Source organism: Methylomonas subterranea (assembly GCF_024505185.1).
GTDB classification, from domain to species: Bacteria; Pseudomonadota; Gammaproteobacteria; order Methylococcales; family Methylomonadaceae; genus Methylomonas; species Methylomonas subterranea.
Genome location: NZ_JANIBJ010000031.1, coordinates 23,955 through 44,519, shown reverse-complemented (window position 1 = coordinate 44,519; position 20,565 = coordinate 23,955). Strand labels below are relative to the sequence as shown.

Here is a 20,565-nt window from a genome sequence, read left to right as displayed (position 1 = left end):
CCCTGCAAAAAGCTTCTAAACTGTTTTTGGTTCTGGATAGAAGCTTGGTTGATAAATGGCCGGCGGGCTCCTCAACTCCGCCGGCCTTTTTTTATGCGCTCAACACTTCATTGATCAATTGGTTTAACAAGCCTTCCAAATCCCGCAAATCGTCCGGGGTAACCCCTAAAAAGCTTCGCGCCGGCACGGTAGTAACGCCTGTCGATGCCTTTGGCCCCCGCAGCACCCGCAAAATCAGCCCGGCTTGGCCCGTGGTCAGGTTTTCTGTGATCCATCGAATGGATGGCGTTTGCCGGCCACCGCGCGCCCGGCGCTTTTTGTATCCGGCCTCGATCAGCTCTTTTGCTTGCTGACGACTAGCCGGCGCGGAGTAATCAACGGCCTTTTTGCGCTTGCGTTGCCGGGTCGGTTCGCTGAAACCAAACTGATGCTTAGCGGCCAGATTCCCGAAAAAGGCGTTTTTCCAGCCTACGGTAGCCTCTGAATCGGTTGCCTCCAGCACAGTCAACAATTTGCGAATGCCCGGCCTACCGCCGCGTTTGCCTTTCAATATAGGTTCTTTGCTGCCGTCGGCCCGGGGCTTAAACGGCTGTCCGTCGAGGTCGGTTTGCCTATCTATCCTGGCTTTTGCGGACTTGATCAATTGGCGCGCGGCTTTTCTGTAAATTTGCTTTCGAAGTTTCGGCGTTAGCGTATTCAACCGGCCAACCACCCCATCCAGGCCTTCGATATCGACTTTAAACATGGCTCACCGCCTTAGTGTTTAGCACCGCTGCATTGTGGAATGCTTCCACCAGCGACTTAATGTCCTGAACCTCGTCGCTGATAGCCTGCAAAGCATAGTAAATGACTTCGTCGCGAGGCCTGTCCTCATCGTCGTCCTTGGCAAAGTGGTTGCTCAGCATTTTCAAAATAGCGCCAGCTTTTTCGGAAGCCATGTTCACGGTATCCGCCAAGGCCAGCGTATTGTTCATACCGCCGATAGGAGACAGCCTGTGGCTGAAATCCGGGACGACTGCCGGTGCTGGGTTCGTGTCTTCTGCCAAATCCTCTCTGGCGGATTCAGTGACCAGCCAGCCGACGGCGCCAAGTAGATTGGCGGAACGCTGGGCCAAGCCAAACAACCACGTCCGGCTTATCTGGCGAATACTCGCCCGCGGTTTTCGGGCCTTATTCAGGTGTTTCGCCAGATCGTCATAGCAACGTTGGATTTCTTCGAACGACGGCGCGGCGCACGTCGGGCGATAATCGAGCACCAGCTCTCGAGCCAGCATTTCTTCGCAGGCGCCGCGGACAATCTCGTCAAATCGATTCGCCGACGAGAAAAACGCATCCAGCAACAGATGCTGCCGTGACCAATCGCGTTGGAGATCGCCATGGGCGGCAAAAATCGAATCCAGGCCAGCAATATCAACATTCTTAAGCATCATGGTCTTCTCCGGCTGAATTTGAGTTTTTGGTATCGCCTTTGGACGGATAGGCGAATACCACGTCGGACTTGTTAAAAAAGTCCATCAACTCGGTATTGAGTTCGGCCATATTTTCGATGAACGGCGCCAGTAAGCTGGATAGGTCCGATATGGCCCGGTCTTGGTTTCCCGCCATCAAAATGTCGAGGGCTTTCAGGCCGTTGATGGCGTCGTCCATGCGCTCGGTCAAATTCATAAAATGATGGCGTTGTTGGTCGGAATCTTCGGCCACAATGGCGATCGGTTGTTTTGGTAACACTGGCTTGGCGCTCATTGCTCACCTCCCGCCAAGCGAGCCCAGCGTTCGAAGCGTTCTCCGCCGCTGTCCAAATACTGATGGACCTCTTGGGCGGTTGCTCTGGCGTCCAGCGTCAGCACGGCCATGCAGTCGTCGAACAAGGCTTTATCCAGGCCTCTGAGCCGGACCAGGTTGAACGGGAAGCGGTAGCCGTTGTACAGCCCGAGCAGGAACAGGCGGACGGTTTCGGCTTGGCCGCTATCGCGCTCGGCCACGTCGGCCAGGCGCATCAACGCAGGAAGGCCGGCCTCGGTAGCGGCTTGGCGCTCGGTGTCCAGCTCGGCCATTCGCCGGAAGAAATCGTTAAGGGCTTCGGGGTGTTGGGTGGATTCTGGGCGCAATTGGCCCGTGGCTTGGGTGTTCATGCGGTAACTCCTAGTAGTGAGGAATAACCGCCGCTGATACTTTCCACGGTATCGGGCGACGGACTTGAGTGGAGTGGAAAACCGCTACTAGGTGCGGCCAGCGCCGAACGCTGCCCAAACAAGCCCGCCATTATGACTAGACGCGATAACACCGCGCTAAAAAGTGACGTGCATAAAAAAGCCGCTAATGACTGCGGCGATTTTTCGCCTAGTACCAGGTTTCCACGCCCGGTGCTGGATGTGCCAGCGACTGAAAGAATAGCGCTGCTAGTTTGGCATGTCAACATCATGCAGCACCGCCAATCTTTTCGATCAAAGCACGGATGTCTTCAACGCGCCATGCAGTGGTTCGCTCCGTGAGTTTCACGGGGGCAGGATAGGTGCCTTCTCTGACGCGATTCAAAAACGTCGTCCGACCGACCGGAATTAGAGCCGGGATTTTCTTCTTACTGTCTCCAACGATTTGCCAAATCCGCAAAAAACCTGTTTCTGGAAGCTTGTGTGCTGCTGTCGCCATGTAAATGCACTCCTCTGTGGCGTGTGGTACATGGCTGCATGATGATGGAGTTAAAAAAAATAACCAGAACGACAGCTAGCTGACATCCTGATTTATTTATAGTTTCTTCAATAAATTTCTTGTGTATTCAAAGGATAAATTAACTTTTTTTGATATTTCATCAGCCGCGTTTTTTTTATTTAGTTTTAGCCTGTCCTCATTGTCTAGATAATATTTAATTGCAGCTTCTTTTCTCGTTGGCGGATGTTTTATATGTCTAAATCTACCGCCTTTGCTTCTTGTGGCTTTGTCTCCAGTAGCAAAGTGACAAAAACCATAATAAGACCCAAGGTAAAAGTTGGCATCGATTAGCGCTTTCATGGCTAAATCCATTCGGCCTTGTGCGTAGTTGTATCCGCACTTCAAGGCATAAAAAAACGCTATAGACAATATCAAATCGTCGTCACTCGAGTCTGACTCAGTTAGCGCGTCATATAGGCATTTATCAAGTTCTTGTCCGGTTGATTCGTGCGCAATAGCCGCACCGTGAGCAAGATTCAAGTAAATTTCAAATATTCTATTAATTTCAGATTCAAGCGCTTGGCCATCTAACTTATTTCCGATTTCAAATCTAACTGAATTTTTAATATCGCAGATACTGTCAGTAAAACAGGCTCGAAAGTCTTCAACCGGTTTGTAATATCCTGAATTTGTAGAGTCCAAAAAATTCACTCCGTCAAAGTGAAAGCCGTCCAAGAAGGGTTAACCGGAAACAGGTGGACGAAACCTGCTTATTGCCCGCTAAAGCTATCCGGTTGATTCGATTATAACCAGATTGGCTTTATGACCGCCAGCCGCGTAAAGCCTGGCTTAGTTTTTGGCTGATTTACCGGTTTGTGCCGGCTGTTTGCCGTTTTGCGGAAACATCCACTTGGCGACGATGGCAAACAGGCCCAGGACGTTTAACGTGGTGGACGCAATAAAGGTGATCAGCACCTTTTCAGTGAGCACGAATCCGTTGGTTTGAAAGCCGGCCAGCAAAATGGAGCCGATCACGCAAGCCAGCCAAATGCAGACCAGCCAGAATATTTTGTTGGCGTAGGCGATCCTGAGTTGGTGCGTGTCGGAGGCTTCGGTGATTTGCTGGCGAAGAGCATCGACTTCGCATTGCAGTTTGTGTTCGTTTAAGTCTAGGCTGAGGTCAGGCAGGCCGGATTCTTCCTCGGTCGGCTTGTCGTGGGAAGCCGCTTTGTGGATCAGTTGCGAGGACGTGGCCTTGGTCACGCGGTTTCTATCAGGCCTTTGTAGTAGTTGGCGATCAGCTCGTTATCGATCACCGCGAATTGCTGGCGGGCCCAGGTTTCGCTCCAGGGCGTGTTTGGCCGGTGGGTCAGCGCCGACAATTGGCCGCCGGTGTAGTGGCCGTAATTGTCGAAAACACCTTTGATCAAATCGGCTTCGTCGGAATCCGGCTCGATCTTATCGTCGGTATCCAGATAGTCGGTAACCAGATTAGAACCGTATTTTTGCAGCGGTTTGTACAGTTTTGGAATGACCGGCCCCCACTGCCAGGCGTGGGTATTGTGGTAGTGGATGGGCTCGTCCAAAATGGCAAGCGCGTACCCTTGGGCCAGGAATACCAGCTTTTGCAACTGCATGTTGGTGAGTCGCTTGCTTTGTTCCTGCGCCAATCGAATAAATTCGTTTGCAACTGCGTGCGATGATACGGCCATGGGTGAATTGTAAGTTAAACCGGATAAAAGGCAATCGGGGTTGCTGCGTATTTTAGTCCGTCGGCGTTCAATAACATTTGCCAGAAGTCATCGTGGTGATATAGCGGTAACAAGTCCATGACCAACAGGCAAACCCGGCCGCGTTCCGGTCATAATACCGCTATCGCTCAACCAAGGCCGCCACCATGCACATCACTTGCCCGCACTGCCTACACAAAGCCCACATCACCTCGAGCAACGACCTGAACGACGAAAAAACTATCTCGGACCTCTATTGCATTTGTCTGAATCCGGACTGCGCCGGCCGCTTTGTCATGCAACTGGCCTTTCAACGCTGGCTTGCTCCGCCGGCGATTTCAATAGTGCAACTGGCCGCCAATCTGCTGAACACGCTCAGCAAAGCCGAACGCGAGGCATTGTTGCAAGGCTTGCCGCCCGGCTGATCGTTAAAAATCATCCGTCATTGGCTTATGCCTGGCTTTGCATAAGTCGTTGCCTTCGCTTGCGGCATGCCGGGCCGCAGGTAATCGCGGTTTTGATGCCCTCGAAACGACCGCCACACATGGGGCATTTGTGCAGATACAGCGGTCGGCTGTAGGACATGACGATAGTTTTGCTATGCGTGGCAGTGCGACCACGCGGCGCATTGGCAATATCGGATAAGCGCTTTGCCCGCGTTTCATGATATTGGTCATCGTGTACTTTCACTATTTCCATACGCCCTCCTAAATGTCACAGTATCTTAGCACCAAGATACTGTGACAGCAAAAACAAGTCAAATCAGTTTTCGGGGTAAAAAGAACAAACTAAATAAAGTTTTGTGCTGGGTTTTTTCACTATTCCAAGAAATTCTATAAAAAAACCGTTTAGCCCGGCCGGGTTATGCCTGGCGTTGAAAGGGAATTATTATGGCGCCGGCCTTGAGTTGATCAAGATAATCGGCCCAAGCCTGCATCATTCGCCTTCTTTCGTCCAAATATTGCGCCCGGTTATAGGCAGCTCGGACTTGATCGCGCGGCGCATGGGCCAATTGCCTTTCTATGGCATCGGGGCTCCAGCCTTGTTCGTTAAGCAGGGTTGATGCCGTGGTTCTGAATCCGTGCGCCGTCATCACATCCGATTCATAGCCAAGCGATTTAAGGGCCGTTCTGATGGTGTTATCCGACATTGGCCGGCCATCGCCACGGCTAGAGGGAACACGTACTGGCCGCCGCCGGTAAGCGGCTGGATAGCTTCCAATATTGCCCGTGCTTGTGTGGATAGCGGAACGATGTGATGAAAATCAGTTTTGGAAATGTAGGGGCGCCATTCTTTGGCAGCTAAATCGACATCTGCCCAAAGCATTTGCCTAATTTCTCCCGGCCGCTGAAACAGCAATGGTGACAGCCTGAAAGCGGATTGCACAACGAACGTGCCGTTGTAATTACTGATGTCTCGCAGCAGTTGACCGACCGCTTTGGGTTCTATGACCGCCGCCCGATGCTTTACCTTTTGCGCCGGTATCTGCTTGGCTACCGGTTGAGATGGATCGTAGTCGGTAAAGTTATGCACGATGGCATAGGCAAAGATTGCACTGATTTCGGCATGTAGCCGGTGGGCCGTTTCGAGTTGCTGTTTCTCAATCATCGGCTTTAACGCCGCCAGTACATCGGCGGATTTGATTTCTTTTATGGGCTTGTTGCCTAAGACGGGAAAGGCTAGCCGTTCGATGCGGCTGGCTTTCTTTTGGTGCGTTGTGGCACTGGTAAGGTGGGCGATTGAGTCAAGCCATTGGCGGGTAACGTCGGCGAAGCTGTCTATTATCGGAAGCCCCGCGTTTACCCTGTTATCGTTGATCTTAGCTAGCTGTCTAGCCGCTTTGATTTCTCTCCTTGCTTCGCTGGGGTCAAAACCATCGGCAATTCGCTGCCTGGCTTCTTCGGCTTTACGCCTGGCGGCCTCTAAGGTTGTATCTGGATAGACACCAAAGGATAGTTTTTTGCGCTTTCCCTCGTAGGTGAAAATTAGCTTCCATATCTTGGTGCCGTTTTTACCAACCACGAGATTAAGGCCGCCGCCATCACTGATAAAGTAGTCCTTATCTTTCGGCTTAGCAGCCCTGTAGACCGTGTCTTTATTGAGGTTTATGGCCATATTGTGTCCTCGAGTGTGTCCTTCTGATCGACATTATATGAAAGGACACGATAAAGGACACACTTTTACTTGTATGTCCCCGTATTTCGTTGAACTTCCCTGAACAATAAAAAACCCGCGAGCCCAGAAGATTCGCGGGTTTTTGCACTTCTTTGCACTTCCGTGCATTCTCAAATGGTACCGACGGCCGGACTTGAACCGGCACGACTTGCGTCACCACCCCCTCAAGATGGCGTGTCTACCAATTTCACCACGTCGGCTTAATCGTACTTGGCCCGGACTTATTCAGCCGGCGTTACTTCTTTAATGGCGGGAGCTTCGGGCAGGGTTGCCACCGGTACCGAATCATCCCCTTTATTTTGCGATAAAGGCACATCGGAAACCGTTTTTTCAACAGCGGGGACATCCATGATGTCGGTTTTCTTGCCTTGATAGCCGCTCAAAAAAGCCAAGCCTAAGCTGGTCACGAAGAACAAGCTGGCAAAAATAGCTGTGGTTCGGGACAGAAAGGAAGCCGAACCCTGAGCTCCGAAAACAGAGCCGGATGCACCGCTGCCGAAAGCAGCACCGGCGTCGGCCCCTTTGCCCTGCTGCATCAGAACCAGGCCGATAATCCCGATACCTAACAGGATGTGTATAACAATAATAATTTGATACAGCATATTAATCCTAAAACAAAAATTCTAAACTGAATGACAAATTTGCAAGAATCCCTTTGCATCCAGCGAAGCGCCGCCGACCAAACCGCCGTCGATATCCGGCATCGCAAACAAGCCTTTGGCATTGTCGGGTTTTACGCTGCCGCCGTACAAAATTTGCACTTTTTCGGCTATGGAGGGGTTTCTGTCCGCGATACGTTTACGAATGTACTGGTGAACTTCTTGCGCCTGTTCGTCGCTGGCGGTTTTACCGGTGCCTATCGCCCAAACCGGTTCGTAGGCGATTACGGCGTTTGCGAACGCTTCGATACCGGCCGCATCGATAACCGCATCCAATTGTTCGTCAACCACTTGAAAAGTTCTGTCTTGCTCGCGCTCTTCCAGGGTTTCGCCGACGCATAGCACTGGAATAACGTTTTGTTTTTGCGCCTGACAGAATCGGCTGGCCACGGTTTGATTGGTATCGCCGTAGTATGAACGTCTTTCGGAATGTCCAACCAAAGCGTATTTGCATCCGCAATCCGCCAGCATGGCCGCCGAAATTTCGCCCGTGTAGGCACCAGCGGCCTGATCGGCAACGTTCTGCGCGCCCAATGCAATGGAAGATGAGGCCAGAGCGCCGCGAACATCCGACAAATAGACAAACGGAACACAAACCGCAACTTCCTGACTGCCGGCATTTAAGCCTTCAGCCAGCGCTTTCGCCAGTTGCACACCCTCTTCCCGAGAGCCATTCATTTTCCAGTTTCCCATGATCAAAGCTTGCCGCATCACTCACTCCAGGCCAAATAAAGCCGAGTATATTAAACCTTGCCGGCCTTAAGTTCAAGATGCGATTGCTTTTCTGACGTCATTGGCCAGCTGATTGGCATATTTATTGACTTCTTCCTCATCCACACCTTCAACCATAACCCTTACCAAGGGCTCGGTACCGGATGAACGCAACAGCACACGACCTTTTTCCCCCAGCTTTTTCTCTACCGCTTCAACGGCCTTTTTCACGGCATCGATTTCATCGAGCTTGACCTTTTTCTCTGTTCTGACATTGATCAACACCTGCGGATATTTTTTCATGCCGGACTTTAATTCGTGCAGACTTTTGCCCGCGAACTTCATCTCGGCCAAGACTTGCAATGCCGATATGATGCCGTCTCCGGTCGTAGTTTTGTCCAGGCAAATAATATGTCCCGACCCTTCTCCGCCCAGCATGCCTTTTTTTTCCGCCAACAACTCCATGACATAACGATCCCCGACATTCGCTCTGAATAACGGAATACCCATGTCCTTCAGCGCATGTTCCATGCCGAGATTGGACATTAAGGTACCGACAACCGGCCCCGACAATTTACCTTTCTCATGAAAGGACTTGGCAATGATATAGATCAGTTCATCGCCATCGACAATCTCACCCTTGTGATCGACCATAAGAACCCTATCGCCATCGCCATCCAATGCGATACCCAAGTCGGCCCGGTATTCCATAACCTTGGTAGCCAATACTTCCGGATGGGTTGCGCCGCATTCGTCGTTGATATTTAAACCATCAGGCTCTCCGCCAATTACAACGACCTCCGCCCCCACTTCGCTAAACACGTGCGGCGCAATATGGTAAGTCGCCCCGTGCGCGCAATCGATAACGATGCGCATACCCTTAAAATCCAGATTGGCCGGCACGGTGGATTTGCAAAATTCGATATAGCGTCCCGCGGCATCGCTGACTCTTTTAACCTTGCCCAGCTTTGCCGACTCTACCGTGGTCATGGGTGCATCGATATATTGCTCGATTTGATGCTCCATCGCATCGGGCAATTTGGTCCCGTTGACGGAAAAAAATTTGATCCCGTTGTCGTAGTACGGATTGTGCGAAGCGCTGATCACAATCCCGGCCTTGGCCCGCAGGGTACGGGTCAAATAGGCGATACCCGGCGTCGGCATAGGCCCCAACATACGGGTATCCACGCCGGCCGCGGATAAACCGGCCTCCAGGGCCGATTCAAACATATAGCCGGAAATACGCGTATCCTTGCCCACCAACACAAAACCGCTGCCTTCCTTGGCAAACACCCGGCCGGTGGCCCAGCCCAGCTTCAACATAAAGTCCGCCGTAATCGGATACTCGCCTACCTTGCCGCGAATCCCGTCGGTACCGAAATATTTTTTTGCCATAGTCGATTCCACTTTCCTGTTTACAAAAAAAAGAGAGACCGAGGCCTCTCTCTATTTTTAAATTGCCTGACGATCAGCCTTGTTCGGCCGCGCCGCCAATAGATTGGTCTTTGTTTGCCGGCCCCCAAGGCTCGACTTCGACATCGCTGTTCGATGAAGGCGGGGTATCGTCCCAACCCTTGGGCTCCCTGACCGGCTTTCTGTTCATCAAGTCCTCGATTTGATATTTGTCGATGGTTTCGTATTTCATCAACGCATCCGCCATGGCATGCAGAATATCCATGTTCTCTTTTAGAATATTCTCGGCCCTCTCGTAATTTCTATCGATAATGGAACGAATTTCCTCGTCTATGGTGTGCGAAGTTTCTTCCGCCACCGACTTATGCTGTGTCACCGACCGGCCCAGGAAAATCTCGCCCTCTTCCTCGCTATACGCCAACGGCCCCAGGCGTTGCGACAAGCCCCATTTGGTAACCATGTTTCTGGCCAATTCGGTGGCGCGCTCGATATCGTTGGACGCCCCGGTGGAAACTTGCTCCCAGCCGAATATCAACTCTTCGGCAATACGGCCGCCGTACAAACTGGAGATCATGCTGTCCAATTTGCACTTGCTGGCACTGTATTGGTCGCGCTCGGGCAAAAACATCGTCACGCCCAAGGCGCGTCCGCGCGGCATGATGCTGACTTTGTACACAGGGTCGTGTTCGGGAACGATGCGACCGACGATGGCATGTCCGGCTTCGTGATAGGCGGTCATTTTCTTTTCCTTTTCGTCCATTACCATGGAACGTCTTTCCGCCCCCATGATCAGCTTATCCTTGGCTTTTTCCAGATCGACCATGCTGACCAAGCGCTTGTTAAAGCGGGCCGCAAACAACGCCGCTTCATTCACAAGGTTAGCCAAATCGGCGCCGGAAAAACCTGGGGTGCCCTGGGCGATATACTTGATTTTGACATCGTCCGCCACCGGCACTTTTTTCAAATGCACATTCAGAATCTGTTCGCGGCCTCTGACGTCCGGCAATCCCACCACCACCTGCCTATCGAAACGGCCTGGACGCAGCAAGGCTTTATCCAGCACGTCCGAACGGTTGGTGGCCGCTATGACGATAATGCCTTCGTGACCCTCGAAACCGTCCATCTCCACCAGTAACTGGTTCAAGGTCTGTTCGCGCTCGTCGTTGCCGCCACCCAAACCAGCGCCGCGCGACCGACCGACAGCGTCTATCTCGTCGATAAAAATGATGCAAGGCGCGTGCTTTTTGGCTTGCTCGAACATATCGCGCACCCTGGAGGCACCGACACCAACGAACATTTCCACGAAATCCGAACCGGAAATGGTAAAGAACGGCACCTTGGCTTCGCCGGCGATGGCCCGGGCCAGCAAGGTTTTACCGGTACCGGGAGGCCCTACCATCAAGGCGCCGCGCGGCACCTTGCCGCCCAATTTCTGGTATTTGGACGGATCTTTCAAGAAATCGACCATTTCCTGCACTTCTTCCTTGGCTTCGTCGCAACCGGCCACGTCGGCAAAAGTGACTTTATTCTGATCCTGATCCAACATGCGGGCCTTGCTTTTGCCGAAGCCCATCGCGCCGCCGCGACCGCCAACGCCGCCGCCCTGCATCTGCCGCATGAAAAACACCCATACCGCAATCAACAGCAATATCGGCCCGAAGGAAACGAAGATAGACATCAACATCGACGGTTCTTCCGGTGGACGCACAATAATCTCCACGCCGTTGGCCAACAAGTCGTCGATCAAATGCGGGTCGTTCGGCATATAAGTCTTAAACTTGTCGCCGGACTGCATTCTGCCGGTCACCGTGTTATCGGCAATCGAAACCTGTTGCACCTGGCCGGCCTTCACCGCATCTATCAGCTGTGAGTAAGACAAGGTGGCGTCGCTTCGTATCGACCGGGAGCCGAAATTGTTGAATATCGCCATCAAAACCACTGCGATGACAACCCACAGCACTAAATTTTTCATCATATCGCTCAATTTACGCGCTCCGGCCGTAAAACGGCCTAAATTATTAAAACTGAATAATTCTATCAGGAATAGTTTAATCGCTACCGATCAACTTTACCCGATACAGGGTAGAGTGTACCAAGCTATTTAAAACCTTTTGCCAAAATATAGACTTCATTGCTTCTTGGCCGCGAGGCCTTGGGTTTTCGGATCACCACACTGGCAAACCGCTGCCTGACCTGATGGCAGTATGCGTCGAAGCCGGCCCCCTGAAACATTTTGATCAAAAACACTCCGCCCCGTTCCAGAATGCTGTCGGCCGCATCCAAAGCCAATTCCCCCAAATAGACGGATCTGGGTTGATCCATTTCCTTGTTACCGCTTATATTGGGTGCCATGTCCGACAATAACAAGTGAACCGGTTGGCCATCAAGCACTTTATAAAGTTTTTCCAGCACCTCGTCTTCCCTGAAATCGCCCTGAATAAAATCAACGCCGGCAATCGGCTCGATATCCAGCAAATCCAAAGCCACCACCTTGTCATTTTTCCCGAGCAATTTTCTAGCGTATTCCGACCAACCACCCGGCGCGGCTCCTAAATCGACGATATTGATGCCGGGCCGGATAATTTTATCTTTCTCTTGAATTTCAATCAGTTTAAATACCGCTCGCGAACGATAGCCCAATGCCTGGGCTTTTTTGACATATTCATCCTGAAAATGCTCTTGCATCCACTGCTGGCTACTTTTAGTGCGTGACATAGTATCGATTCGTGTAAAATCGTCCGGTTTTTAAAGTTAAAGGAAACAGAGTGAATCCCATAGAAAAGAAGAAGTTGAAAGCCTTGGCACACCCATTGAACCCGGTGGTGATTATCGGACAAGCCGGTCTGACTCCAGCCGTGTTGAAGGAAATCAATGTGGCGCTGGATGCGCATGAATTAATCAAAATCAGAATTCGCGCCGAACGCGACGAACGTAACGTCATCGGTGAACAAATTTGCGCGGATACTCAGGCAGTGTTGGTGCAATCCATTGGCCAGGTAGCTGTCATTTACAGAAAAAACCCAAAAAAATAAAGCCCGGGAGGTTACACCTCCCTGCTCGCCAGTTTAACCGGTTAAATGTAATCCACCGCAATAATTTCATACTCGATATTGCCGCCGGGCGCTTTAACCGTCACCACATCCTCCACTTCCTTGCCGATCAAGGCCCTGGCAATCGGCGAACCGACCGAGATTCTGCCTTCCTTGATATTGGCCTCGTCCTCGCCGACGATTTGGTAGGTCACTTCCCTGCCGGAATCCAGATCCTCGATTTTAACCGTGGCGCCAAAGATCACCTTGCCGTTGGCCTCGGCCTTGGTAACGTCGATGACATGAGCATTGGAAAGCTTGCTCTCGATTTCGGCAATTCGGCCCTCGGCAAAACTTTGCTGCTCGCGGGCCGCATGATATTCGGCATTTTCCTTCAAATCGCCGTGGGCGCGGGCTTCCGAAATCGCCTGAATGATACGGGGCCTGACCACGGTTTTTAATTCTTCCAATTCGGCGCGCAGTTTATTGGCGCCAGTCACCGTCAACGGCACTTTATTCATGAACAACTCCTACAAACATGTCTGACATCATCCTTTAAAGGTTTTATGCAAATCCTGCAGGCAATTGACCGAACCGGCGGACAATTCGCCCAAGGCAAAACAGGCCGCGCGCGCGCCGGCCATGGTGGTGTAATAAGTCACCTTGCGCTGCAAGGCCTCCCGGCGCATGGTAAATGAATCCGCGACGGCCTTGACCCCCTCGGTAGTGTTGACGATCAATTGAATCTCGCCGTTTTTGATCATGTCCACCGTATTCGGACGACCTTCGTTGACCTTGAAAATCTCCTTACAAGGTATGCCGGCTTCCTTCAGAATTCTGGCCGTGCCTCGGGTCGCCACAATCTCGTAATCCTTTTCGATCAGCATCTTGGCCAACTCGGGCAACTTGGGCTTATCGGCGTCACGAATACTGATCAGCACCTTGCCGCTCTGACTCAGGTCGACACCGCCGGCGCGTTGCGACTTGGCAAAGGCCTCGCCGAAGGTTTTTCCCACCCCCATCACTTCGCCGGTGGATTTCATTTCCGGCCCCAACAACGGATCGACGCCAGGGAATTTGATGAACGGAAATACCGCTTCCTTGACCGAAAAATATTCCGGGATACGTTCTTCGGTAATGCCCTGCTCCTTCAGAGACTTGCCGACCATGCAGCGGGCGGCGATTTTAGCCAACGGATAGCCGGTGGCCTTGGAAACGAAAGGCGCGGTGCGCGATGCGCGCGGATTAACCTCCAGCACATAAATGGTTTCGCCCTGAATCGCGAACTGGGTATTCATCAAGCCGCACACACCCAGCGCTTCGGCCATTTTGGCCACCTGCGCGCGCAGTTGATCCTGCAAATGCGCTGGCAAATCGTAGGGCGGAATCGAACAGGCCGAGTCGCCGGAATGTACGCCGGCCTGCTCGATATGCTCCATCAAGCCGCCGATCAACACGGTTTCGCCGTCGTAAATCGCGTCGACGTCCATTTCCACCGCATCATCCAGGAATCTGTCCAGCAATACCGGCGAATCGTTGGAGACGCTGACCGCTTCTTTCATATAACGGCGCAGACCTTCTTCGTTGAAAACGATTTCCATGGCCCGACCGCCCAAGACGTAGGACGGCCGCACCACCAGCGGATAACCCAGCTCTTTGGCGGAATTGACGGCCTGCTCGACCGAACGCGCGGTGGCATTCGGCGGCTGCAATAAACTCAAGCGTTCCAACAGCTTCTGAAAACGCTCGCGGTCTTCCGCCAAGTCGATGGAGTCCGGCGAGGTACCGATAATCGGCGCACCGGCCGCTTCCAGAGCCCGCGCCAGTTTCAGCGGGGTTTGGCCGCCGTATTGGACGATGACGCCCTTGGGTTTTTCCAGCTCGATGATCTCCAGCACGTCTTCCAGCGTCAAGGGTTCGAAATACAAACGGTCGGAAGTGTCGAAATCAGTGGACACGGTTTCCGGGTTGCAGTTGACCATGATGGTTTCGTAACCGTCTTCGCGCAGTGCCAGCGCGGCGTGCACACAGCAATAATCGAACTCTATGCCCTGGCCGATTCGGTTGGGTCCGCCGCCCAGAATGATAATTTTTTCCCTATTGGACGGATTGGCTTCGCATTCCTGCTCGTAGGTCGAATACAGATAAGCGGTATCGGAAGCGAATTCCGCCGCGCAGGAATCGATGCGTTTATAAATCGGCCGCACGCCTTGCTTATGGCGGATATTGCGAACTTCCGATTCCTTGGTTTCCAGCAGTTTGGCCAAGCGTCTGTCGGAAAAGCCCTTGCGCTTCAAGCGTAACAGCTCGCCTTTTTCCAGCGTTGCCAAGGTTTTGGTGGACAAAGTTTTTTCGGTGGCGATCAAATCCTCAACCTGGGCCAAAAACCACGGGTCGATTTTGCAGGCCTGATAAATCTCGTCGAAACTCAAACCGCTACGAAAGGCATCGGCCAGATACCACAAGCGCTGCGGACCGGGATAACGCAATTCGCGCAATATGGTGTCCTGACTGTTTTCGTCGGCAAGATCGACAATTTCATCCAGGCCGTCGACGCCCACTTCCAAGCCACGCAAGGCTTTTTGCAGGGATTCCTGAAAGGTGCGGCCGATGGCCATCACTTCGCCGACCGACTTCATTTGCGTGGTAAGACGGTCATTGGCTTGCGGAAATTTTTCAAAGGCAAACCGGGGTACTTTGGTGACCACATAATCGATGGACGGTTCGAACGAGGCTGGGGTTTTGCCGCCGGTAATCTCGTTGCGCAACTCATCCAGCGTATAGCCCACCGCCAATTTGGCGGCGACCTTGGCAATCGGGAAACCGGTGGCTTTGGAGGCCAATGCCGAGGAACGGGAAACCCGCGGGTTCATCTCGATGACGATCAAACGACCGTTTTCGGGATTGATGGCGAACTGCACGTTGGAACCGCCGGTATCGACGCCGATTTCCCGCAGTACCGCCAACGAGGCGTTACGCAGGATTTGATACTCCTTGTCGGTCAGGGTCTGCGCGGGCGCCACGGTAATCGAATCACCGGTATGCACGCCCATCGGATCGAAGTTTTCAATCGAACAGATGATGATGCAGTTGTCTTTCGAGTCGCGCACCACTTCCATTTCGAACTCTTTCCAGCCCAAAATCGATTCCTCGATCAGCAATTCGCTAGTCGGCGATAAATACAGGCCGCGCTCGCAAATCTCGATGAATTCTTCCCGGTTATAGGCAATCCCACCGCCGCTACCGCCCATGGTAAACGACGGCCGGATCACGGTCGGATAACCTACTTCTTCCTGTGCCGCAAAGGCTTCTTCCATGCTGTGCGCCACCTTGGCCTTGGATACTTCCAAGCCTATCCGGCGCATGGCTTGATTGAATAAATCGCGATCTTCGGCCATGTTGATGGCTTCCTTGGTGGCGCCTATCATTTCCACGCCGTATTTTTCCAACACGCCGTGTTTATCCAATGCCAGCGCGCAATTCAGCGCGGTCTGGCCGCCCATGGTCGGCAACACGGCATCGGGACGCTCCTTTTCGATGATTTTTTCCACCGTCTGCCAATCGATGGGCTCGATGTAAATGGCGTCGGCCATGTCCGGGTCGGTCATGATAGTGGCGGGATTGGAGTTGACCAGAATCACCCGGTACCCCTCCTCACGTAGCGCTTTACAGGCTTGCGTGCCTGAGTAATCGAACTCGCAAGCCTGACCGATCACAATCGGTCCGGCGCCCAGTAATAAAATCGATTTTATATCGGTTCTTTTTGGCATAGGACTCTATAACACTTAAGCGGAACGGGGCTGGTTCATCAGCACCATGAAATCGTCGAACAAGGCCTCGACATCATGCGGACCGGGGCTGGCTTCCGGGTGCCCCTGAAAACTGAAAGCAGGCGCGTCGGTACGGGCTATGCCTTGCAAACTACCGTCGAACAACGATTTATACGTGGCTTGCAAATTGGCCGGCAAACTGTCCGCACTGACCGCGAAACCGTGGTTCTGGCTACTGATCATGACCCGGCCGCTGGCAAGTTCCTGCACCGGATGATTGGCACCGTGATGGCCGAATTTCATTTTTTCGGTCTTGGCTCCGCTGGCCAAGGCCAGTAACTGGTGCCCCAGGCAGATGCCGAACAGCGGGATTTTTTGTTCCAGTATGGTTTTGATGGCTTCAATTGCATAGGTACACGGCTCTGGGTCGCCGGGGCCGTTGGATAAAAATACGCCGTCCGGGCGCATGGCCAAAACCTCCGCGGCCGGCGTGGTTGCCGGTACCACGGTGACCCGGCAGCCGCGGTCCGCCAACAGGCGCAAAATGTTGCGTTTGACGCCAAAATCGTAGGCCACCACGTGCTTTTGCAAATTCGGCGCTTCCGTGTGGCCGCGCCCGAGTTTCCATATGCCTTGAGTCCATTCATATACCTTATCCGTCGTCACCTCCTTGGCCAAATCCATGCCTTGCAAGCCGGGAAATCCCTCGATAGCCTGCTTTGCGACCGCGACGTCGACCGTTTCGCCGGCCATGATGCAACCGCGTTGCGCGCCCTTGTCCCGCAGCAAGCGGGTCAATTTGCGGGTGTCGATATCGGCTATCGCCACCACCTTGTGCTCCCGCAGATATTCCGGCAAGGTTTGTTGCATGCGCCAGCTGCTGGCCAATAACGGCAAGTCGCGCACTACGAGACCGCTGGCGAATACGGCCGCCGCTTCATCGTCTTCGTTGTTGCAGCCGACGTTGCCGATGTGCGGATAGGTCAGCGTGACGATCTGCCGGGCGTAGGAAGGATCGCTGAGTATTTCCTGATAGCCGGTGAGCGCGGTGTTAAAAACCACTTCTCCCACGGAGCAGCCGTCGGCACCTATCGAAATGCCGTGAAACTCCGTACCGTCTTCCAATACCAGTAATGCAGGTTTATTCAAGATTGGCCACCTTAGATGTAGAAAACGGGATGAGCCTGACGACTGATCCCGTTCCAAAAGAGTTAAAACTGGGGGCAATTTTACGAAATTATGCCGATTTGGTCATTAACAATTTTTCAAACCCAACACATCCTGCATGTCGTAAAGCCCGGCGGGCTTATCTTGCAACCATATCGCGGCTCGCACGGCGCCGTTGGCGAAAGTCATCCGGCTGCTGGCTTTATGGGTGATTTCCACCCGTTCGCCCTCATCGGCAAACATCACCGTATGTTCGCCGACGATGTCGCCGGCGCGGATGGTGGAGAAACCGATGGTTTTTCGGTCACGGGCGCCGGTGTCGCCTTCGCGGCCGTAAATGGCGCAGTCTTTCAAATCGCGCCCCAGGGTCGCCGCCACCACTTCGCCCATCCGCAAGGCGGTACCCGACGGCGCGTCGACCTTGTGGCGGTGGTGAGCTTCGATGATTTCGATATCGGTGTAATCGCCCATTACCCTGGCGGTCATTTCCAATAATTTCAGCGACAGGTTGACGCCTACGCTAAAGTTTGGCGCCAACACAATGGCTATATCCTTGGCGGCTTCGGCAATCGCCGCTTTTTGACTATCCGAGTAGCCGGTGGTGCCAATCACCACTTTCTTGCCGGCCCGCCGACAGATATCGATGTAAGCCATGGATGCATCGGGCCGGGTGAAATCGATTAACACATCAAACCGATCAACCAACGACGCCAAATCAGTGGCGACCGGCAAACCCAACGTCGAAATACCGGCCAACTCGCCGACATCCCGGCCAACGGCGGGACTATCGGGGCGCGATACGGCCAGCGTCAACTCGGCTTGCTCAGCCAAAACCGTAGCCTTGACCAAACAGACTCCCATGCGGCCGGACACCCCGACCAAGGCAACTCTGACCATGACCTATCCCGTCAATTTATCGAAAAAGCTTTTCACACCATCCAGCCAGCCGTGTTCCTGCGGACTATGTTGCTTGCCGCCGCCACTCAGGGAGGCCTGCAGTTGCTCGACCAGAGATTGCTGCTCTTTCGTCAGACGCACCGGCGTTTCAATTTGCACCCGACACAACAGGTCGCCCACCGGACCGCCGCGCACCGGTTTGACACCCTTGCCGCGCAAGCGGAACAGTTTACCGGTCTGGGTTTCGGCTGGAATTTTCAGCTTGACCTTGCCATCCAGGGTCGGCACTTCCAACTCGCCGCCCAGGCAGGCGGTCGGAAAGCTGATAGGCACCTCGCAATACAGGTTGGCGCCATCACGGGTAAAGATGGCGTGATCCTTGACCTGCACCTGTACATACAAATCGCCGGAAGGACCGCCGTTCAAACCGGCTTCGCCCTCGCCCGCCAAGCGAATTCTGTCGCCGCTATCCACGCCGGGCGGCACCTTGACATTGAGGGTTTTGGTTTCCTGCACCCGGCCCTGGCCGTAGCACTTCGGGCAGGGATCCTTGATCTGTTTACCGCTACCGTGACAGGTCGGACAGGTTTGTTGCACCGAGAAAAAGCCCTGCTGCATGCGGACTTGGCCATGGCCGTGGCAGGTACTACAGGTAACCGGGCTGCTGCCCTTCCGGGCGCCGGAACCGTTACATTCGCCGCAGGCCACCAACACCGGCACCTTGACCACCGCTTCGGTACCGCCGACCGCCTCTTCCAGCGTCAATTCGAGGTTGTAACGCAAATCGGCGCCGCGCTGCACATTGCTACGCTGTTGACGCCCGCCGGCCCCTCCGAAAATATCGCCGAACACATCGCCGAAAATGTCGCTGAAACTTTCCGCGCCGCTGAAGCCACCGCGCCCACCCATGGACGGGTCGACGCCGGCATGACCGAACTGGTCGTAAGCCGAACGTTTTTTCGGGTCGGACAACACCTCGTAAGCTTCCTTGATCAGCTTGAATTTTTTCTCGGCTTCCTCGGGATTGTCCTTGTTTCGGTCCGGATGAAATTTCATCGCCATCTTGCGATAGCTTTTTTTGATCTCGGCTTCGCTGGCGTTACGGTCAACTTCCAGCAGTTTGTAAAAATCTTCTTTTGCGGCCATTTATTTTTCTTGAATATTGTTTCTTAAGTATGGGTAAATTTAGCTACAACCGACCTAACCAATAATCAGGCCGTCTTTTCTTATGCGAAACCGCTAAAACTTGTATTCCTGCAGGGGCGTCCCTAAAAATGATTCGATAAGGGAATTTAAAAAGGGAAACCGCTCGAATATTGGGTTTCCTCTCAACTCGATAACGTCCCGGCATATTGGCGACACGATGCATCAAATTTTCAAATTCCATCAAATAGGCGACGCCTAAGCCGGACTGTCGCGATTCGTTAAACCCGATAATTTCAAAATGCTCATGTTCGGCACCTGGATGAAACCGATAACTCATTTCAATAATAAACGCGCTTTAGCGCTGACTTCCTCGGCGGAAATCAACTCAACTAAACCTTGATCTATTTCGTCAGCACGTCTTTGCGCTTCGTCCAGCCACGCCTCCTGCAATTCCGTATCAGAGAGGCTTTCTAAACTTAACAACAAAGCATGAGCAAGTTTGGCACGTTCCGATGCAGGAAGATGAAGAGCTTCGCGTTCGATTACTGTGCGATCCATTATTTTTACCTCAAAAACACCTTGGAAGTTTGTACTTAACCTTACATACAATCGAATTGTTTTTCGACTTCTTCGTGAGGAACCGCATCTTCCGACTCCACCCTGGCCAAGCCTTGTTGGATTTTGGCAATTACATACAAGTGGTATTGGATGTCTTCAAAACTGCTTTCTTCAGGCAATCGATTCAGTAATTCTTTGACTCCCGTAACAGCAGCTTGCATATCTACCTCGCAAAAACAAAAAGTATGCGGTGCGTACCCTAAGTGACTACAAATATTACTAATTTGATTCTTTTCAGCCTTGTGTAAATACATTCCGATAGAATCGTTATACCGACCAATATCGAATCAAGGTAGCTCCGATTAGCGATAGCGTAATCGGAGGAACGTTTTTATTCCGAACCTGCGTCCGATTACGCTCCGCAAATCGGACCTACGGGCTTAACCTTACATACAATCGAATTGTTTTTCGACTTCCTCGTGTGAAACAGTACCTTCGGTTTCCGCCCGAGCTATTGCTTGCTGTATTTTCGCGATCACATATAAATGTCTTCATAACTGCTTTCTTCAGGAAGTTTGTTTAGCAATTCTTTAACTTCTGAAACGGCAGTTTGCATCCCCCCCTAAAAACAAAACGGTACGCGATGTGTACCCTACAAAAC

24 protein-coding genes and 1 tRNA gene are annotated in these 20,565 nt (G+C 52.6%); 2 read left to right on the top strand and 23 right to left on the bottom strand.

Going from position 1 to position 20,565, the window contains the following annotated elements:
• Window positions 1-91: 91 nt before the first annotated feature.
• The 8 genes from NP590_RS15540 to NP590_RS15505 form a co-directional block, all read right to left on the bottom strand.
• The gene (locus tag NP590_RS15540) at window positions 92-745 is read right to left on the bottom strand and encodes a phage virion morphogenesis family protein (RefSeq protein ID WP_256603530.1); all 654 of its coding nucleotides are present in this window, start codon (window positions 743-745) and stop codon (window positions 92-94) included.
• Window positions 738-1,430 carry a hypothetical protein gene (locus tag NP590_RS15535; RefSeq protein WP_256603529.1) on the bottom strand — a complete coding sequence of 231 codons (693 nt, stop codon included), beginning with the start codon at window positions 1,428-1,430 and terminating at the stop codon, window positions 738-740. The genes NP590_RS15540 and NP590_RS15535 overlap by 8 nt, the downstream gene beginning before the upstream one ends.
• Window positions 1,420-1,743, bottom strand: coding sequence for a hypothetical protein (locus tag NP590_RS15530; RefSeq protein ID WP_256603528.1), 324 nt, complete (start codon window positions 1,741-1,743; stop codon window positions 1,420-1,422). The genes NP590_RS15535 and NP590_RS15530 overlap by 11 nt, the downstream gene beginning before the upstream one ends.
• Window positions 1,740-2,132, bottom strand: a complete 393-nt coding sequence (locus NP590_RS15525; protein WP_256603527.1) for a DUF7673 family protein — start codon at window positions 2,130-2,132, stop codon at window positions 1,740-1,742. Before NP590_RS15525 ends, NP590_RS15530 begins: the two co-directional genes overlap by 4 nt.
• Before the next feature lie 286 nt (window positions 2,133-2,418).
• Window positions 2,419-2,649 (bottom strand): helix-turn-helix transcriptional regulator, encoded by a 231-nt coding sequence (locus NP590_RS15520; RefSeq protein WP_256603526.1) that lies wholly within the window; start codon window positions 2,647-2,649, stop codon window positions 2,419-2,421.
• A gap of 96 nt (window positions 2,650-2,745) precedes the next feature.
• A complete protein-coding gene (locus NP590_RS15515; protein WP_256603525.1) occupies window positions 2,746-3,351 on the bottom strand; it encodes a hypothetical protein in 606 nt (201 codons plus the stop codon).
• Window positions 3,352-3,498: 147 nt separating this feature from the next.
• Window positions 3,499-3,912 (bottom strand): hypothetical protein, encoded by a 414-nt coding sequence (locus NP590_RS15510; protein ID WP_256603524.1) that lies wholly within the window; start codon window positions 3,910-3,912, stop codon window positions 3,499-3,501.
• Window positions 3,909-4,361, bottom strand: coding sequence for a Panacea domain-containing protein (locus NP590_RS15505; RefSeq protein WP_256603523.1), 453 nt, complete (start codon window positions 4,359-4,361; stop codon window positions 3,909-3,911). The genes NP590_RS15510 and NP590_RS15505 overlap by 4 nt, the downstream gene beginning before the upstream one ends.
• Window positions 4,362-4,546: 185 nt before the next feature.
• Here NP590_RS15505 and NP590_RS15500 point away from each other — a divergent pair, with 185 nt between their 5' ends.
• Entirely contained in the window at window positions 4,547-4,804 is a 258-nt protein-coding gene (locus NP590_RS15500) for an ogr/Delta-like zinc finger family protein (protein WP_256603522.1), read from the top strand.
• A gap of 437 nt (window positions 4,805-5,241) precedes the next feature.
• Here the strand turns inward: NP590_RS15500 and NP590_RS15495 are convergent, their stop codons facing one another.
• The 8 genes from NP590_RS15495 to rlmE form a co-directional block, all read right to left on the bottom strand.
• Window positions 5,242-5,529: a tyrosine-type recombinase/integrase gene (locus NP590_RS15495; protein ID WP_256603521.1), complete on the bottom strand. Its 288-nt coding sequence runs from the start codon at window positions 5,527-5,529 to the stop codon at window positions 5,242-5,244.
• A complete protein-coding gene (locus NP590_RS15490) occupies window positions 5,472-6,494 on the bottom strand; it encodes a tyrosine-type recombinase/integrase (RefSeq protein ID WP_256603520.1) in 1,023 nt (340 codons plus the stop codon). The genes NP590_RS15495 and NP590_RS15490 overlap by 58 nt, the downstream gene beginning before the upstream one ends.
• A 175-nt stretch (window positions 6,495-6,669) precedes the next feature.
• A tRNA-Leu gene (locus NP590_RS15485) sits at window positions 6,670-6,754 on the bottom strand.
• A gap of 21 nt (window positions 6,755-6,775) precedes the next feature.
• Window positions 6,776-7,156, bottom strand: coding sequence for a preprotein translocase subunit SecG (gene secG, locus NP590_RS15480; protein ID WP_256603519.1), 381 nt, complete (start codon window positions 7,154-7,156; stop codon window positions 6,776-6,778).
• Window positions 7,157-7,177: 21 nt separating this feature from the next.
• Window positions 7,178-7,924, bottom strand: a complete 747-nt coding sequence (gene tpiA / locus NP590_RS15475) for a triose-phosphate isomerase (protein WP_256603518.1) — start codon at window positions 7,922-7,924, stop codon at window positions 7,178-7,180.
• A 54-nt stretch (window positions 7,925-7,978) separates the two neighbouring features.
• Window positions 7,979-9,319 (bottom strand): phosphoglucosamine mutase, encoded by a 1,341-nt coding sequence (gene glmM, locus NP590_RS15470; RefSeq protein ID WP_256603516.1) that lies wholly within the window; start codon window positions 9,317-9,319, stop codon window positions 7,979-7,981.
• A 73-nt stretch (window positions 9,320-9,392) separates the two neighbouring features.
• Window positions 9,393-11,312, bottom strand: coding sequence for an ATP-dependent zinc metalloprotease FtsH (gene ftsH / locus NP590_RS15465; RefSeq protein WP_256603513.1), 1,920 nt, complete (start codon window positions 11,310-11,312; stop codon window positions 9,393-9,395).
• Window positions 11,313-11,434: 122 nt separating this feature from the next.
• Window positions 11,435-12,052, bottom strand: coding sequence for a 23S rRNA (uridine(2552)-2'-O)-methyltransferase RlmE (gene rlmE / locus NP590_RS15460; RefSeq protein ID WP_256603511.1), 618 nt, complete (start codon window positions 12,050-12,052; stop codon window positions 11,435-11,437).
• 50 nt (window positions 12,053-12,102) lie between these two features.
• On the opposite strand from rlmE, the gene NP590_RS15455 reads away from it, so the two are divergent.
• The gene (locus NP590_RS15455; protein WP_256603509.1) at window positions 12,103-12,369 is read left to right on the top strand and encodes a YhbY family RNA-binding protein; all 267 of its coding nucleotides are present in this window, start codon (window positions 12,103-12,105) and stop codon (window positions 12,367-12,369) included.
• Window positions 12,370-12,410: 41 nt separating this feature from the next.
• Here the strand turns inward: NP590_RS15455 and greA are convergent, their stop codons facing one another.
• The 7 genes from greA to NP590_RS15420 form a co-directional block, all read right to left on the bottom strand.
• Window positions 12,411-12,887 carry a transcription elongation factor GreA gene (greA, locus tag NP590_RS15450; RefSeq protein ID WP_256603506.1) on the bottom strand — a complete coding sequence of 159 codons (477 nt, stop codon included), beginning with the start codon at window positions 12,885-12,887 and terminating at the stop codon, window positions 12,411-12,413.
• A 27-nt stretch (window positions 12,888-12,914) separates the two neighbouring features.
• Window positions 12,915-16,136 carry a carbamoyl-phosphate synthase large subunit gene (gene carB, locus NP590_RS15445; RefSeq protein ID WP_256603505.1) on the bottom strand — a complete coding sequence of 1,074 codons (3,222 nt, stop codon included), beginning with the start codon at window positions 16,134-16,136 and terminating at the stop codon, window positions 12,915-12,917.
• Between the two features lie 15 nt (window positions 16,137-16,151).
• The gene (carA, locus tag NP590_RS15440; protein ID WP_256603496.1) at window positions 16,152-17,285 is read right to left on the bottom strand and encodes a glutamine-hydrolyzing carbamoyl-phosphate synthase small subunit; all 1,134 of its coding nucleotides are present in this window, start codon (window positions 17,283-17,285) and stop codon (window positions 16,152-16,154) included.
• 105 nt (window positions 17,286-17,390) lie between these two features.
• The gene (gene dapB, locus NP590_RS15435) at window positions 17,391-18,200 is read right to left on the bottom strand and encodes a 4-hydroxy-tetrahydrodipicolinate reductase (protein WP_256603491.1); all 810 of its coding nucleotides are present in this window, start codon (window positions 18,198-18,200) and stop codon (window positions 17,391-17,393) included.
• Between the two features lie 3 nt (window positions 18,201-18,203).
• Window positions 18,204-19,346, bottom strand: coding sequence for a molecular chaperone DnaJ (gene dnaJ, locus NP590_RS15430; protein ID WP_256603490.1), 1,143 nt, complete (start codon window positions 19,344-19,346; stop codon window positions 18,204-18,206).
• A 333-nt stretch (window positions 19,347-19,679) separates the two neighbouring features.
• Window positions 19,680-19,904: an addiction module protein gene (locus NP590_RS15425; protein WP_256603489.1), complete on the bottom strand. Its 225-nt coding sequence runs from the start codon at window positions 19,902-19,904 to the stop codon at window positions 19,680-19,682.
• 41 nt (window positions 19,905-19,945) lie between these two features.
• Window positions 19,946-20,218: a hypothetical protein gene (locus NP590_RS15420; protein WP_256603488.1), complete on the bottom strand. Its 273-nt coding sequence runs from the start codon at window positions 20,216-20,218 to the stop codon at window positions 19,946-19,948.
• Window positions 20,219-20,565 lie beyond the last annotated feature (347 nt).